A 15937-nucleotide genomic window follows, 5' to 3' on the forward strand; every position below is an offset into this window, starting at 1 on the left:
TGGTGGGCGGTATTGGGCTCGAACCAACGACCTCCTCCTTGTAAGGGAGATGCTCTACCAACTGAGCTAACCGCCCACTTCATAATGACTAAATTCTCACTACCACGCTTTAATGTAATTGGTGGGCGGTATTGGGCTCGAACCAACGACCTCCTCCTTGTAAGGGAGATGCTCTACCAACTGAGCTAACCGCCCAATTACATTAAATCATACAACGTATCACAACAATAATGGTGGGCGGTATTGGGCTCGAACCAACGACCTCCTCCTTGTAAGGGAGATGCTCTACCAACTGAGCTAACCGCCCGTCGTGATGGGGTGCATTATAGGGATACTGCGCTATGAGTCAACGATTTTTATCAGATTTTTATCGTGAAAATGACTGTTCGTTTTATTTTTAGTCAAGATGCTTTTTTTAGCACCATAAGTGACACAGCAATTAACCAAAATAATCTTATGTGTAGCCATCGTCAAACAAAAAGTCATCAATTTGAAATTTTTATCTCTGTTAAAAGCTTAATGCCATTGAGGAATTAGCATCCAGTGATAAAATAAGGCAACCATTTCGTTTTTTTGATAATCACGATTACTTATCTATATATAAGTAAGACGTACTAAGGCAATCCCAATGAGTAAAATAAAAACCCGTTTTGCACCAAGCCCTACTGGCTATCTACATGTTGGTGGTGCGCGTACCGCACTTTATTCCTGGTTATATAGCCGTCACAATAAGGGTGAATTTGTACTGCGTATTGAAGACACCGACTTAGAACGTTCTACTCAGCCAGCTATCGATGCAATCATGGACGGTATGAATTGGTTAAATCTGAATTGGGATGAAGGTCCTTATTATCAGACTAAACGCTTCGATCGCTATAACCAAGTTATCGATCAGATGTTATCTGCTGGCACCGCGTACCGTTGCTACTGCTCTAAAGAACGTTTAGAACAATTACGCGAAGATCAAATGGCGAAAGGCGAAAAACCTCGTTACGACGGTTGTTGCCGCGGTGGTAATCATAATCACAGTGCTGATGAACCTCATGTTGTGCGTTTCTTAAACCCACAAGAAGGCTCTGTCGTTTTTGATGATAAAATTCGTGGCCCGATTGAATTTAGCAACCAAGAATTGGATGACCTCATTATTCGTCGTACTGATGGTTCTCCAACTTATAACTTCTGCGTTGTTATTGATGACTGGGATATGGAGATTACTCACGTTATTCGTGGTGAAGATCATATCAATAACACACCTCGCCAAATCAATATTCTCAAAGCATTGGGTGCTCCTGTGCCTGAATATGCTCACGTATCGATGATCCTAGGTGATGACGGTAAGAAACTGTCTAAGCGTTATAATGCTGTAAGTGTGATGCAATACCGCGATGACGGCTATTTACCAGAAGCATTATTAAACTACTTAGTGCGTTTGGGCTGGTCTCATGGTGACCAAGAGATCTTTACTATTGATGAAATGATCGAGCACTTTACTTTAGAAGCTATCAGCAAATCAGCCAGTGCATTTAACACTGATAAATTACTTTGGTTAAATCATCATTACATCAATACATTACCAGCAGAAAAAGTCGCTGTTCATTTAGATTGGCATATCAAACAACAAAATATTGATACCAGCAATGGCCCATCATTAGTCGAGCTGATCAAATTATTAGGCGAACGCTGTAAAACATTAAAAGAGATGGCTGAAAGTTGCCATTACTTCTATGTTGATTTCGAAACCTTTGAAGAAACAGCAGCAAAAAAACATTTACGCCCAGTCGCTCGCCAGCCATTAGAAGTGGTTCGTGATAAATTATCTGCTATTGCTAATTGGACTGCTGAAAATGTTCACCAAGCTATTCAAGATACCGCTGATGAATTAGAAATTGGTATGGGCAAAGTCGGTATGCCATTACGCGTTGCTGTAACGGGTGCAGGCCAATCTCCTGGTTTAGATGTTACTGTTCATGCTATTGGTAAAACACGTAGTATTGCGCGTATTAATAAAGCATTAGACTTTATTACAGAAAGAGAAAATCAAGCTTAATTTATACATTAAACTTGCTGACCAAGAGAGATACATTCCTAAATTAGGGAATGTATCTTTTTTTTGTATTCTTTTTCAGCAATCAACAAATAATGTGAGATTAACTGATTGACAGTATTGTGCTTGTTGCCTATTATCAAGCCCGTTCCAGTATGTTGGGGCTATAGCTCAGTTGGGAGAGCGCTTGCATGGCATGCAAGAGGTCAGCGGTTCGATCCCGCTTAGCTCCACCAATATACTATCGAACAATCTACATTGTGGGGTTATAGCTCAGTTGGGAGAGCGCTTGCATGGCATGCAAGAGGTCAACGGTTCGATCCCGTTTAGCTCCACCAGAATTTCAAGATCCTGAAGATAAATCTTCGGGATTTTTTGTTTTCTACTCCTTCTTATTTATTTCTATTGTGCAGTGTAACCACCATCAACGGCATAAAATGCCCCTGTTGTGAAACTACTTTCATCTGAAAGTAAAAAAGCAACAGTTTTAGCGACTTCTTCTCTAGTTGCCATACGTTTCATTGGGTGTGTATCTGCCATCCATTCACGTACTTCGTTGGATAGCATTTGTATTCTTGGTGTATCGACATAACCAGGACCTATCGCATTAATCCTTATTCCTTTATCTGCAAATTCAAGAGCAGCTGAACGAGTGATCCCTAATACGGCATGTTTAGCTGCCGTATATGCTGAAATACCCGCAATACCGACAATACCATTAGATGAAGAAAGATTAACAATACTCCCTCCTCCACTTTTTAATATTGCGGGTATACCATATTTCAAGCCATAAAATACGCCATTAATATCGGTATCTATTACTGCTTTCCAATCTTCAATTTCATAATCCACAATTGATATATTATGAGGCCCCGTGAGCCCTGCATTATTAACCAAGCCATGTAATGCTCCAGCCTGCGACATAACAGCCTCAATCATTTTTTCGACTTGAGAAGGTGAGGTCATATCAGCCTGCAAAGCAATGACTTTTTTCCCCGTTGTATCAATAGAATATGCTGCTTTTATTACTTGCTCTAAATGCCTACCTGTAATAAAAACTGTCGCACCACGTCGAAATAGCAATTGTGCAATACCTTCGCCTACACCTGTACTTGCACCAGTGACTAAAATTACCTTATCTTTAAAATAATCTTTCATATCTATTTCACCTATTATCAATAGCACCATGTTTTATCGTGCGAACAAAAAGTAGTTAACTAAAGTTAACTATAAATTATAATATTTGATTAACCTTAGTTAATCAATATAAAGTTTCTTCACACGGAATGACCTGATAATATTAACTTTAGTTAATATTATTCATGAGATGACGTATTTATGGAAAAGTGTGAATTAGAAAATGCATTGTCATTATTACAATGCACATTAGTCGCGCAACGAACTCGCTATACCCCTGAACAAGTCACTTGGGGTCAATATGATATTTTAGAATTATTGCGCTTACGAGGTGATTTAACTCCATCTCAATTAAGTCATTCATTAGCGATTTCAAGACAAAATTTATCGAAGTTTATGAGGGGATTAAAAGCCTTAGGATTTATTGCACAGTATCGTTCAGAAAAAGATAAACGTGAGTTCATTACCCATTTAACTGATAATGGCCACGCTTTTTTAACAAGAGCTGCATTAGGTCGAAAACAAAATGCTGAAAAAATAAGTGAATGTTTGACATTGGGAGAACAAGCATTATTTATTGAATTAAGTCAGAAAATTATTAATGCATTAGCATCTGAAAAATCAGAACTAGATAATAATTAATATCACCGCTTTAAGGGCTTTAATAATCCTTCTAAGCCTTCAATTTTAATTGCAAGGGTCATCTCCATGAGTTGCCCTAGTTTTCCTTCTGGGAACTCTCCTTTCTTAGCAAACCATAATAGATACTCTTCAGGTAAATCAACCAACATTCGCCCTTTGTACTTACCAAATGGCATTTGTGTGTTTGCTATATCAATAAGATGCTGTTTCTCTAGCATGGTTTTTGTCGCTTTATCATCGAAAGGGATGACACGATTATAGGGTAATTTAAAGATAAAAAAAGCAGTACCCGAGGTACTGCTTGATTTTTTATTACCTGATAAACAAGTAATATGGTTTACATTGTTATTTTATTCACATGCTATCTGTTTTATCTTGAGCGATTAAACAAACAAGCCTGCAATAGCCGCTGATAAGAAGCTCACTAATGTAGAACCAAACAGTAATTTCAGACCGAAACGAGAAACAACGTTGCCTTGCATTTCATTTAGACCTTTAATCGCACCTGCTACAATCCCGATTGAAGAGAAGTTAGCAAATGAAACTAAGAATACTGATAAAATACCCACTGAGCGTGGTGAAATATCGGCCGCGATATCTTGTAAACTACCCATTGCAACAAATTCGTTAGACACTAATTTTGTTGCCATTACACTACCAACACGTAATGCATCTTGTTCTGGTACACCAATTACCCATGCTAATGGATAGAAAACGTAACCTAAGCAATCTTGGAAGCTAATACCAAAAATCATGCTGAAAATTGCATTCACTGCAGCAATCAAAGCTATGAAACCAATCAGCATTGCAGCTACGATTAATGCAACTTTGAAACCAGCTAAAATGTATTCACCTAACATTTCAAAGAAGCTTTGACCTTCATGTAGATTACCCATTTGAATATCTTCTTCATTCTCAACAGAATATGGGTTAATCACAGAAAGGACGATAAAGGTACTGAACATATTCAATACTAGAGCAGCAACAACGTATTTTGGATCTAACATTGTCATGTATGCACCAACAATTGACATTGATACTGTCGACATTGCTGTTGCAGCCATGGTGTACATACGACGCTGAGACATTTTGCCTAAAACATCTTTGTAAGCAATAAAGTTCTCTGATTGACCAAGAACTAATGAGCTAACTGCGTTGAATGATTCCAGTTTCCCCATACCATTCACTTTTGAAAGCACTGTACCGATAATGCGGATCACGAAAGGTAATACTTTAATGTGTTGAAGAATACCAATTAATGCAGAAATAAAGATAATTGGACATAATACATTCAGGAAGAAGAATGCCAAACCACCTTTCATCATGCCACCGAATACAAATTCAGTACCTTGGGCAGCGTAACCTAATAAGTGATCAAATAATCCAGCAAAACCTCGAACAAAGCCTTCACCAACATCAGAGTTGAGGAAGAACCATGCTAATGCAATTTCAATAACTAATAACTGCACGATATAACGCAGACGGATCCCTTTGCGATTATTACTCGCAATGAATGCTAATGCGCCAATAACGGCGAGTGCTAAAACGAAGTGAATGATAGAAGACATGCATGCTCCAAAAATAAAAATAAATCTTGAGGAGCATTTTATGTAACGCGTAACATTAGGATGTGACTATTGTCACAATATCATGAAACCGCATACACACTATTTATTAAATAAGATAGGTTGATCACACTTTGGAAGTTACTAAAGAAACATTAAATACAAATTTCACTTAAATTTCACTTAAGTAAAAAAATGCTACTGAGAGCGTTTCTCAGTAGCATTTACTAAATAATAGAGTGATTATTTAGATTGATCAAGTAATCTTATCATTTCATCTTCATCAATAACGTCTATCCCTAACTCGTTAGCTTTCACTAACTTAGAACCTGCAGCTTCACCTGCAATCACCATATCGGTTTTTTTAGAGACACTTCCACTCACTTTTGCCCCTAAAGCTACTAATCTATCTTTTGCTTCATCACGTGTTAATTGTGATAATGAGCCAGTTAACACCACGGTTTTACCTGCAAAAGGATTATCTTCCGCTTCATGAGTGATAATCATGGGTGCTTGCCATGTAATGCCTGCATCATTAATTAGCTGATCAATAACCGTTTTGTTGTGTTCTTCTTGGAAGAAGTTAACAACATGCTTAGCCACAATATCTCCCACATCTGGGACTGATTTTAATGCTTCAACATCTGCATTTCGTAATGCTTCAAGCGTAGAAAAATGGGCAGTTAAACCACTTGCCGTTGCTTCACCAACTTTTCTAATTCCGAGAGCATAAATAAAACGCGCAAATGTTGTTGATTTAGATTTATCTAATGCAGCAATTAATTTTTTTGCTGATTTTTCGCCCATTCGCTCTAAACCAGATAGGATTTTTTCATCTAAACGAAAAAGGTCTGCTGGCGTTTTGACATACTCTTTTTCAACCAGTTGGTCGATAATTTTATCGCCCATACCATCAACATCCATCGCACGACGAGAAACAAAATGCTTAAGCGCTTCTTTACGTTGCGCACCACAAATTAATCCCCCAGTACAACGCGCTACCGCTTCGCCTTCAATACGCTCTATATCAGATTGGCAAATTGGACATTGCGTTGGAAAAACAATCTCTTGTGCATTAGCAGGACGCTTCTCTTCAATCACACTAACAACCTGAGGAATAACATCACCCGCACGACGAATAACCACGGTATCGCCAATACGCAGTCCCAAGCGCTCAATTTCATCAGCATTGTGTAATGTGGCATTACTCACAACAACACCAGCAACCTGCACAGGCTCTAAACGGGCAACAGGGGTAATTGCACCAGTACGCCCTACTTGGAATTCAACATCTTTGATAATCGTTATTTGCTCTTGTGCTTGGAATTTATAAGCAATAGCCCAACGTGGCGCTCTTGAAACAAAACCCAATTCTTCTTGCAGAGTAATATCATCCACCTTAATAACGACACCATCGATATCAAAGCCTAAATTAGGGCGAATTTCTTCTACATGATGATAAAACTCAAGAACAGCATTACTACCAGTACACAATTTTACCGCATCACTGACAGGTAATCCCCATTCTTTAAATAGTTGTAAACGGGCATAGTGGCTTGTAGGTAATTGTCCACCTTCGAGCACACCAACGCCATAACAGAAAAAGGTTAATGGGCGTTTCGCTGTGATACGCGGATCAAGTTGTCGTAAAGATCCCGCAGCTGCGTTACGGGGGTTAGCAAATACTTTTCCCCCTGTACGACGAGCTTCTTCATTTAAATATTCAAAGCCTTTTTCATTCATAAAGACTTCACCACGGATCTCGATACGTGCAGGGATATTTTCACCATATAAACGCAATGGAATCGCTTTAATGGTTCTTACGTTTTCAGTGATGTTCTCTCCTGTTGTACCATCCCCACGTGTTGCAGCTTGTACTAAAACTCCATTTTCATAAAGTAAGCTAACTGCAAGTCCATCAAGTTTTAATTCACAGCAAAAAGTTATTTCTTCACTGTTTTTTAAACGATCTCGCAAACGCTTATCAAATGCCTGATAACTAGTTTCATCAAAAGCATTATCTAAAGACAACATGGGTATTTCATGTCTCACTTGCTCAAATGCAGTGAGTGGTAATGCACCTACACGTTGTGTGGGTGAATCTGAGGTAATTAATTCAGGGTGTTGGGCTTCTAATGCTTTTAGCTCATTCATTAAGCGGTCGTATTCAGCATCAGGTATTTCAGGTGCGTCCATGACATGATAAAGATATTCATGGTGACGTAAGGTAACGCGAAGTTTATCAATTTTTTGTTGAGTATTTTTATTCATGATTTATCACCAAAGAAGAAAAACCCCCGCAAGCGGGGGCTTTTTTACAGATAGAAACTATTGATTTAAATCCAGCGTCCTGCGAATTCTAGATTTATAAAGCTCGATTTTTTGTGGTGTTAAGAGTTTGCGCTCATCATCAAGTACAACCCCTCCCACATCAGATGCAATACGTTGAGCTGCAAGCAACATCAATTTAAAGTTTTGGTTAGCATCACCATAAGACGGCACCATCATAAACATAGAGACACCTGGTGTGGTTAATTCAGCCATAGTATCTATATCAAAGGTGCCTGGCTTCACCATGTTGGCTAAGCTAAATAAAACCGGACCATTAGCCGTTGGATTTAGGTGACGATGGAAAATATTCATTTCTCCAAACTGGAATCCAGTTTGAATAATACTTTGCATCAATATTTCACCATCCAACATTTGGCCATGGTGTGCGCTTACGTTTAACACAATAACCAGCTCTTTCTCCGCTTCTTCTACAGGTTCTACAACTGGCGTAGGTCCCGTTTTGGGCTCTTCAGCCGGAGCATGATGCGAAGCTTCAGTTTCAACAGGAGTCACATGAGCCGTTGTCTCTGAAATCGAAGGCTCTGAACTCACCGACGAGCTTGTATTAACGTGTGATTTTATTTCACCCGCTACATTGGCCACAGGAGCTTGTCTTGGCTCATCCCTGACAACAGGTGCAGATTCTTTTTCAATAACATCAAATACTCCAAGGGTCGGCTCTTGTTGTAGCGATGTTTCGTTAGAATGCCCTTTTGCTTGGTTTTCAGACATTAATGGATCTCTATCTACCACCGAAAACTCAGGTTCATGTAGAGACTCCGATTTTATCGGTGGCTCACTCTCCCGCTTTTCAGTAGAGGATAAAGTTGATGTCTGATGACTAGCCTCAGCATATTGTGGTTCGTCATCGTTCTCATCTGACTGATAATTCTGTTTCTGACGTTTTACTGGGCGATTACGGAAAAGCTTAGAACGCTCTTTTCGACCAATCCATAAGCCGTGTAATAACAAAGCTATGATTAAAATCGCACCAACAACGATTAATATCAGACGCAAATTTTGCTGCATCATTTCTATCTCTGTTGTCTTGAGGTTTAATAGCCACGTTGGCGAATATTACTTTTTACTAAGAGTATTTGCCAATGCTCATAAGTGCAAGCCAATACTTAATTTTCTTGTCACAAAGATACACACTTCAATCTCTTATGCGCATTTTTTAGACAATTCATGACTAGTAAGGCTGATTATCTCCCTATATGATACTAGCTTGCCCTCATTGGAGAGAATAGGAAGTATGACAAATTTGACAGAAACGAATAAAAATTTAAATGGATTTCATTATTTTGCTCTTGGTTGGCGTTTAATTACACGCAAAGGGCTAAAACGTTTTGTTATCTTGCCGTTACTTGCCAATATTATTATTCTCGGAAGCGCCTTTTGGTGGTTATATGGTCAAATTGGCGATATGGTCAATTGGATGATGGAAAAAGTCCCTGATTGGTTACAATGGCTAAGCTATTTAATTTGGCCATTATCCGTTATTTTTATTTTATTGGTGTTCACTTATTTCTTTAGTACCTTAGCTAATATTATTGCCTCTCCTTTTAATGGCCTGTTGGCTGAAAAATTAGAAGGTCAAATAACTGGCATTACCCCACCAGATACGGGAGTTACAGGTATATTAAAAGATGTTCCACGTATTTTAAAACGTGAATTAACCAAAATAGCTTATTATTTACCTCGTGCTATTGTCTTGTTATTACTTTATTTTATCCCTGTTGTCGGACAAACCGTTGCTCCTATTTTATGGTTTGCTTTTGGTGCTTGGATGATGGCAATTCAATATAATGACTTCCCGTTTGATAACCATAAAATTTCATTTGCAACGATGAAATCCTCACTCAAACAAGACAAATGGAATAATCTTCAATTTGGTATGATTATTAATATTTTTACCATGATCCCTATTCTAAATTTAGTCATCATGCCTGTTGCTATTTGTGGTGCAACAGCAATGTGGTGCGATCGTTATCGCAAACAACATACACAAGAAGGACAGTGGTAAGCATTATTTCGCCGCTTATCGATAATGTTGAAAACCCCCGTTTTATCAAAACGGGGGTTTATTTTATAGATTATATTTAAAACACTGATTGATTTATTTAGCTATTGAACATATTACTCAATGAGTGAACGAATATAATCTTTTGTTTCTTCTCTATCCATCGGCTCACGTTCATTGATGCCCATTTCAAAGATATTTAAAGCACCATCTAATTTTTCAATCAGCTCTTCATCATCTCGAATACAGAAAATATACGCATTTTCAAACGGAGTGAGATCCACTAGCCGTAACCCTTTTTCTGCCAAAAAGTGGTTAATATATTCCAGATAAGGTAATTCGTAAGGCAACATATAAGGATCAACACTTACCTCATCCCAATCAATATTCTCTACTTGAGATAAAATCAGTGCGCTAGGTGATTCAGAAAAAGAGATTTGTTCTAACGATTTCAAATCAGGAATATCACCAAAATATTCTGTCCATTCTACATAATCCATTAATCCTTGAGCAGAGAGTGATTCGTATAACCAATTAAGTACATCTTCTTGAGCATCAGATTCAGGTAAGTTCTCACGTAACGCTTGTGCATCTAATTCAGGTACAGCGAGTTCAAGTGCTGTAATCAACTCTTCGATCGTTTCCATTATGACCCCTGCATTTACAATAGATATAGTTAAAAAATAGATTATCAGCCATCAATATACTGCACATCTCTTGATTTATTAATTTGTGAATCTTCTCACTCACTCTTGATTAGAACCTTTTGGAATAAAAAGAAGAAAAAGTTATAAGGTTATTCATAAAGCTTATTTCCATCTTTGTCTTGATGGCGTATGGTAATTTCATCTGACCTTATAAAAAATCATGTACCGAGGATAAAAATGAGCAAGATTTTCGAAGACAACTCGCAAACTATTGGACACACTCCCTTAATTCGCTTAAAGCATTTCGGAAATGGCAACATTCTGGCTAAAGTGGAATCTCGTAATCCAAGCTTTAGTGTGAAATGCCGTATCGGTGCCAACATGATTTGGGATGCTGAAAAGAAAGGTATCCTAAAAGAAGGTGTTGAACTTGTAGAGCCGACAAGTGGTAATACAGGGATTGCACTTGCCTACGTTGCAGCTGCACGCGGGTACAAATTGACGCTAACCATGCCTGACACCATGAGCGTTGAACGCCGAAAACTACTCAAAGCTCTAGGTGCCAACTTAGTGCTAACTGATGGCGCAAAAGGCATGAAAGGGGCTATCGATAAAGCTAATGAAATTCGTGATAGCGATCCTAGCCGCTATCTCTTACTACAGCAATTTAGTAATCCAGCTAACCCTGAAATTCATGAAAAAACCACAGGCCCTGAAATTTGGAATGATACTGATGGTGAAGTCGGTGCTGTAATTGCAGGTGTTGGTACTGGTGGTACTATCACGGGTATTGGCCGTTACTTGAAAAAAACAAAAGGCAAAGCAGTGACAATGGTTGCTGTTGAACCAACAGGTTCTCCTGTTATTACACAAGCCTTAGCTGGTGAAGAAATTAAACCAGGTCCTCATAAAATTCAAGGTATTGGTGCTGGTTTTATTCCTGAAAACCTAGATTTATCGTTGCTGGATCGCGTTATTCAGATAACAAACGAAGAAGCTTTTGATACTGCGCGAGAATTAATGACCAAAGAAGGTATTTTAGCGGGTATTTCTTCTGGAGCAGCGATTGCGGCAGCCGTAAAACTGTCAAAAGAACCTGAATTTGCAAACAAAGAAATTGTAGTAATTTTACCTTCTTCAGGTGAGCGTTATTTAAGCACCCCACTTTTTGCTGACATTTCTGATAGCTAAATCGCATCATCTCAATTGTAAAATATTTATTAAAAAAGCACCTTAAAGGTGCTTTTTTTGTGGTGGAGATCAAACTTTGTCATCCAGACAGGTGATTTATTCCTTCGAGTTTAGTATTTAATCAATTAATTATTTCGAAGGTCGAAATTAATCAGAAAATAACCGAGATGATAAAATCACACTCTTTTATTTTCTTGAACACTATTTTTTATCAGATGACGCTTTACGACTTAATATTATCTGATATTGCTACGCAAAGCAGGACAATTTCATCTACACTTACTAAGTCCTGACTTAATGTGAACAATTGAGTTATAAAAGGAAAAAAATCCTATGTACCAGCAAGAAGTTACTATTACAGCACCAAACGGCTTACATACTCGTCCTGCTGCACAATTTGTAAAAGAAGCCAAAACATTCTCTTCTGATATCACCCTTATCTCTAGTGGTAAATCTGCTAGTGCTAAGAGCCTTTTCAAATTACAAACCTTAGGTTTGACCCAAGGTACTGTAGTAACTATCTCTGCTGAAGGTGAAGACGAAAAGCAAGCCGTTGAAGCATTGGTAAAATTAATGGCGGAATTAGAATAATTCGCGATTAAGCATTAGCACAGTATTTATTCCCCTGAAACCATTCAGGGGAGTTAACCTCTAATGATGATTTTAAAACAACAGTATTTTGCAATCCTATTCTTTTAAGATTATCACCAGCAAGTCGTAGGATAAATTATGATTTCAGGAATTTTAGCATCACCCGGTATCGCATTTGGTCAAACCCTTCTCCTCAAAGAAGAACCCATCATCATTAGCCAACGTAAGATCCAAAGTGATGAAATTGAGAATCAAATCGAGCGCTTTAAAGATGGCCGCAATAAATCTGCACAACAACTAGAAATCATTAAAGAGCGTGCTGAAAAAAATCTCGGTGCAGATAAAGCCGAAATCTTTGAAGGCCATATCATGTTATTAGAAGATGAAGAGTTAGAACAAGAAATTGTTACTCTCATCAAAAGCGACAAAAAGACTGCCGAAGCTGCTGTTCAATCTGTTATTGAAGATCAAGCCACCGCATTAGAAGCATTAGATGACGAATACTTAAAAGAGCGCGCTGCTGACGTTCGTGATATTGGTAAACGCTTGATGCGTAATATTTTAGAAATGCCAATTATCGATTTAAGTGCTATTTCAGAAAAAGTTATTCTAGTAGCAACTGACCTCACCCCTTCCGAAACTGCTCAATTAAGCCTAGATAACGTATTAGGCTTTATCACTGACTTAGGGGGTAGAACGTCTCATACTTCTATCATGGCTCGTTCATTAGAAATCCCAGCTATTGTGGGTACATCTAATGCAACACAAACCATTAAAAAAGACGATTATCTTGTTCTTGATGCGATTAATAACAAAATTATTATTAATCCATCTGACGAAGAACTCGAAGCATTAAAAGTCATCAAAGAAGAGTATCTGCACGAAAAGGAAGAATTAGCCAAGCTCAAAGATTTACCTGCCATTACACTTGATGGGCACCAAGTCGAAGTTTGCGCTAATATTGGTACAGTTCGTGATGTTGCTGGTGCTGAACGTAACGGTGCTGAAGGTGTTGGTCTCTATCGTACTGAGTTTTTATTTATGGATAGAGACTCTTTACCAACAGAAGATGAGCAATTCCAAGCCTATAAAGCGGTAGCAGAAGCAGTTGGAAGTCCTGCGGTCATTATTCGTACTATGGATATTGGTGGTGATAAAGACTTACCTTACATGAATCTACCTAAAGAAGAGAACCCATTTTTAGGCTGGCGTGCAATTCGTATTTGTCTTGACCGTAAAGAGATCCTTCATTCACAATTACGTGCTATCTTAAGAGCATCTGCTTTTGGTAAACTACGCATTATGTTTCCAATGATTATCTCTGTTGAAGAGATCAGAGCATTGAAAGCAGAACTTGAAATATTGAAAAACCAACTTCGTGAAGAAAATAAAGCTTTTGATGAGTCTATTGAAGTCGGTGTAATGGTAGAAACACCAGCTGCCGCTGTGATGGCTCGTCATATGGCAAAAGAAGTTGACTTTTTCAGTATTGGGACTAACGATCTAACACAATATACTCTGGCTGTAGACCGTGGAAATGAGCTGATATCTCATCTATATAATCCAATGTCACCTGCCGTACTCAACCTGATAAAACAGGTGATTGATGCATCACATGCTGAAGGTAAATGGACTGGAATGTGTGGTGAACTTGCTGGAGATGAACGAGCAACATTGCTCCTTCTAGGCATGGGATTAGATGAGTTTAGTATGAGTGCTATTTCAATTCCTCGCATCAAAAAAGTGATCCGCAATGCGAATTACGATGACGCAAGAGCACTAGCAGAGCAAGCACTTGCTCAGCCAACTGCGAAAGAATTGATGGACTTAGTAGAAACTTTTACTAAAGAGAAGACACTGTGCTAATCGCATTAGCCAGAGCCCGGTCCCAACTACAATAATTAGGAGAAGATTCATGGGTCTGTTTGATAAATTAAAATCACTGGTTTCAGAGGAAAAGAAAGGCAGTGGCACGATTGATATTGTTGCACCACTTTCAGGTGAAATCGTCAATATCGAAGATGTTCCTGATGTTGTTTTCGCTGAAAAAATCGTAGGTGACGGTATTGCTATCAAACCTGCTGGTAATAAAATTGTTGCGCCAGTCGATGGTACTATCGGTAAAATTTTCGAGACTAACCATGCTTTCTCTATTGAGTCTGACAACGGTATCGAGTTGTTTGTCCACTTCGGTATCGACACTGTTGAACTGAAAGGTGAAGGGTTTAAACGTATCGCTGAAGAAGGTCAGCAAGTAAAAGTTGGTGATACTATTTTAGAATTTGACTTGGCTGTATTAGAAGAAAAAGCAAAATCAGTTCTGACACCAGTTGTCATTTCTAATATGGATGAAATTCAAGGTTTAACCAAAATGACAGGCCCAGTTACTGTTGGTGAAACCGTTATTATTCAGATTAAAAAATAATTTCTAATTATTTTCTATTTGCACTCTAGATGATTTAAACCGCCACCAGTAATGTGGCGGTTTTTTTATATTACAAAACTAAAAAATAAAAAATAAAAAATACTCTAAATAATTCAAGCTGTAGCTAGGCGACAAGTAAATGAGTCACTAGTCACATACATAAGTATGTGACTAGTGCGAATGAACGCAGTCAACAACGCTACGGCTTGAAGTATAACGAGTAAATACTCTAAATAATTCAAGCTATAGCTAGGCGACAAGTAAATGAGTCACTAGGAACATACATAAGTATGTGACTAGTGCGAATGAACGCAGTCAACAACGCTACGGCTTGAAGTATGACGAGTATTGTGACTAGTGCGAATGAGCACAGTCACAACAACGCTGCAACTTGAAGTATGACTAGTATGAATTATGACGAGTAAACGCCCGTTGACAGATAACGATCCCCCCTATCACAAACAATCGCAACAATCACCGCACCGGGATTTTCTCTTGCAACGCGCAGAGCGCCAGCAACAGCGCCCCCAGAACTCACACCGCAGAAGATACCTTCTTGTCTTGCTAAAAGGCGCATCGTTGATTCTGCTTCGGTTTGAGACATATCAATCACACTATCCACCAGCTCTTTTTTAAAGATCCCTGGTAAGTAAGCGGGCGACCAGCGACGAATGCCTGGAATTTGGCTTTTTTCTTCTGGTTGAAGTCCAATGATTTGCACTTGGTCAGATTGTGTTTTTAAATAACTACCTACACCTGTAATAGTGCCTGTTGTGCCCATACTTGACACAAAATGGGTAATACGACCTTGCGTCTGTTGCCAAATTTCAGGGCCTGTTGACATAAAATGGGCTCTTGGGTTATCTGGGTTATTAAATTGATCTAATACTTTTCCCTCTCCCTGCTGTTCCATTTGTTGTGCGAGATCTCTAGCCCCTTCCATTCCTATTTCTCGACTTACCAAAATAAGCTCTGCACCATAGGCTTGCATAGAAGCTTGACGCTCTTTACTCATATTTTCCGGCATTAATAGTTTTAAGCGATAGCCTTTTACTGCTGCAATCATAGCTAAGGCAATCCCAGTATTACCACTGGTTGCCTCAATAAGCGTATCACCTGGCTTTATTTCACCACGTAATTCTGCTTGTTCAATCATAGATAATGCAGCTCTGTCTTTCACTGAACCTGCGGGGTTATTACCTTCAAGCTTAACCCAGATTTCAGCGTCTACCTCTTGTGTAAGTCGTTGTAGTTTTACTAATGGTGTATTACCAATAAATTGTTCTAACCCTGCCACAATAAGTCCCTGCTCATTTATTTGTCTGTATTAATGAAGAAATC

14 protein-coding genes and 5 tRNA genes are annotated in these 15937 nt (G+C 38.6%); 9 read left to right on the forward strand and 10 right to left on the reverse strand.

Features of this window, described 5'->3' with window-relative positions; all coding sequences use genetic code 11:
- The 3 genes from ABN080_RS09195 to ABN080_RS09205 all read right to left on the reverse strand — a co-directional run bounded on the left by ABN080_RS09195 (window position 1) and on the right by ABN080_RS09205 (window position 307).
- Window positions 1-76, reverse strand: a tRNA-Val gene (locus tag ABN080_RS09195).
- Window positions 77-119: 43 nt separating this feature from the next.
- A tRNA-Val gene (locus ABN080_RS09200) sits at window positions 120-195 on the reverse strand.
- 36 nt (window positions 196-231) lie between these two features.
- Window positions 232-307 (reverse strand) — tRNA-Val (locus ABN080_RS09205).
- 321 nt (window positions 308-628) lie between these two features.
- On the opposite strand from ABN080_RS09205, the gene gltX reads away from it, so the two are divergent.
- From gltX to ABN080_RS09220, 3 genes are all read left to right on the forward strand, one after another.
- A complete protein-coding gene (gene gltX, locus ABN080_RS09210) occupies window positions 629-2047 on the forward strand; it encodes a glutamate--tRNA ligase (protein ID WP_196553788.1) in 1419 nt (472 codons plus the stop codon).
- A 157-nt stretch (window positions 2048-2204) separates the two neighbouring features.
- Window positions 2205-2280: transfer RNA gene (locus ABN080_RS09215), tRNA-Ala, on the forward strand.
- Between the two features lie 26 nt (window positions 2281-2306).
- Window positions 2307-2382: transfer RNA gene (locus tag ABN080_RS09220), tRNA-Ala, on the forward strand.
- Between the two features lie 64 nt (window positions 2383-2446).
- Here the strand turns inward: ABN080_RS09220 and ABN080_RS09225 are convergent.
- The gene (locus ABN080_RS09225; protein WP_349440879.1) at window positions 2447-3202 is read right to left on the reverse strand and encodes an SDR family NAD(P)-dependent oxidoreductase; all 756 of its coding nucleotides are present in this window, start codon (window positions 3200-3202) and stop codon (window positions 2447-2449) included.
- A gap of 180 nt (window positions 3203-3382) precedes the next feature.
- Between ABN080_RS09225 and ABN080_RS09230 the strand changes: the two genes are divergently transcribed.
- Complete coding sequence (locus ABN080_RS09230) at window positions 3383-3823, forward strand: MarR family winged helix-turn-helix transcriptional regulator (protein ID WP_349440880.1); 441 nt, start codon at window positions 3383-3385, stop codon at window positions 3821-3823.
- A 2-nt stretch (window positions 3824-3825) separates the two neighbouring features.
- Here ABN080_RS09230 and ABN080_RS09235 read toward each other — a convergent pair whose 3' ends face one another.
- The 4 genes from ABN080_RS09235 to zipA all read right to left on the reverse strand — a co-directional run bounded on the left by ABN080_RS09235 (window position 3826) and on the right by zipA (window position 8751).
- Window positions 3826-4041: a DUF3820 family protein gene (locus ABN080_RS09235; protein WP_023581656.1), complete on the reverse strand. Its 216-nt coding sequence runs from the start codon at window positions 4039-4041 to the stop codon at window positions 3826-3828.
- A 165-nt stretch (window positions 4042-4206) separates the two neighbouring features.
- The gene (locus ABN080_RS09240; RefSeq protein ID WP_036935465.1) at window positions 4207-5391 is read right to left on the reverse strand and encodes a NupC/NupG family nucleoside CNT transporter; all 1185 of its coding nucleotides are present in this window, start codon (window positions 5389-5391) and stop codon (window positions 4207-4209) included.
- Window positions 5392-5631: 240 nt separating this feature from the next.
- Window positions 5632-7659, reverse strand: a complete 2028-nt coding sequence (ligA, locus tag ABN080_RS09245; RefSeq protein WP_349440881.1) for an NAD-dependent DNA ligase LigA — start codon at window positions 7657-7659, stop codon at window positions 5632-5634.
- Between the two features lie 57 nt (window positions 7660-7716).
- Window positions 7717-8751 (reverse strand): cell division protein ZipA, encoded by a 1035-nt coding sequence (zipA, locus tag ABN080_RS09250; protein ID WP_502935112.1) that lies wholly within the window; start codon window positions 8749-8751, stop codon window positions 7717-7719.
- Between the two features lie 223 nt (window positions 8752-8974).
- Between zipA and cysZ the strand changes: the two genes are divergently transcribed.
- Window positions 8975-9745 carry a sulfate transporter CysZ gene (gene cysZ, locus ABN080_RS09255; protein ID WP_196553791.1) on the forward strand — a complete coding sequence of 257 codons (771 nt, stop codon included), beginning with the start codon at window positions 8975-8977 and terminating at the stop codon, window positions 9743-9745.
- A gap of 113 nt (window positions 9746-9858) precedes the next feature.
- Here the strand turns inward: cysZ and ABN080_RS09260 are convergent, their stop codons facing one another.
- Complete coding sequence (locus tag ABN080_RS09260) at window positions 9859-10389, reverse strand: hypothetical protein (RefSeq protein ID WP_072068676.1); 531 nt, start codon at window positions 10387-10389, stop codon at window positions 9859-9861.
- A 237-nt stretch (window positions 10390-10626) separates the two neighbouring features.
- Here ABN080_RS09260 and cysK point away from each other — a divergent pair, with 237 nt between their 5' ends.
- The 4 genes from cysK to crr all read left to right on the forward strand — a co-directional run bounded on the left by cysK (window position 10627) and on the right by crr (window position 14596).
- Entirely contained in the window at window positions 10627-11580 is a 954-nt protein-coding gene (cysK, locus tag ABN080_RS09265; protein ID WP_072068677.1) for a cysteine synthase A, read from the forward strand.
- A 333-nt stretch (window positions 11581-11913) separates the two neighbouring features.
- Complete coding sequence (ptsH, locus tag ABN080_RS09270) at window positions 11914-12171, forward strand: phosphocarrier protein Hpr (RefSeq protein ID WP_006533407.1); 258 nt, start codon at window positions 11914-11916, stop codon at window positions 12169-12171.
- A gap of 138 nt (window positions 12172-12309) precedes the next feature.
- The gene (ptsI, locus tag ABN080_RS09275; RefSeq protein ID WP_349440882.1) at window positions 12310-14037 is read left to right on the forward strand and encodes a phosphoenolpyruvate-protein phosphotransferase PtsI; all 1728 of its coding nucleotides are present in this window, start codon (window positions 12310-12312) and stop codon (window positions 14035-14037) included.
- A 49-nt stretch (window positions 14038-14086) separates the two neighbouring features.
- Complete coding sequence (crr, locus tag ABN080_RS09280) at window positions 14087-14596, forward strand: PTS glucose transporter subunit IIA (RefSeq protein ID WP_036935451.1); 510 nt, start codon at window positions 14087-14089, stop codon at window positions 14594-14596.
- A 412-nt stretch (window positions 14597-15008) separates the two neighbouring features.
- Here the strand turns inward: crr and cysM are convergent, their stop codons facing one another.
- Window positions 15009-15893: a cysteine synthase CysM gene (cysM, locus tag ABN080_RS09285; protein WP_349440883.1), complete on the reverse strand. Its 885-nt coding sequence runs from the start codon at window positions 15891-15893 to the stop codon at window positions 15009-15011.
- Window positions 15894-15937 lie beyond the last annotated feature (44 nt).

The organism is Proteus sp. fly-1089 (assembly GCF_040138965.1).
Classification (GTDB): Bacteria; Pseudomonadota; Gammaproteobacteria; order Enterobacterales; family Enterobacteriaceae; genus Proteus; species Proteus vulgaris_B.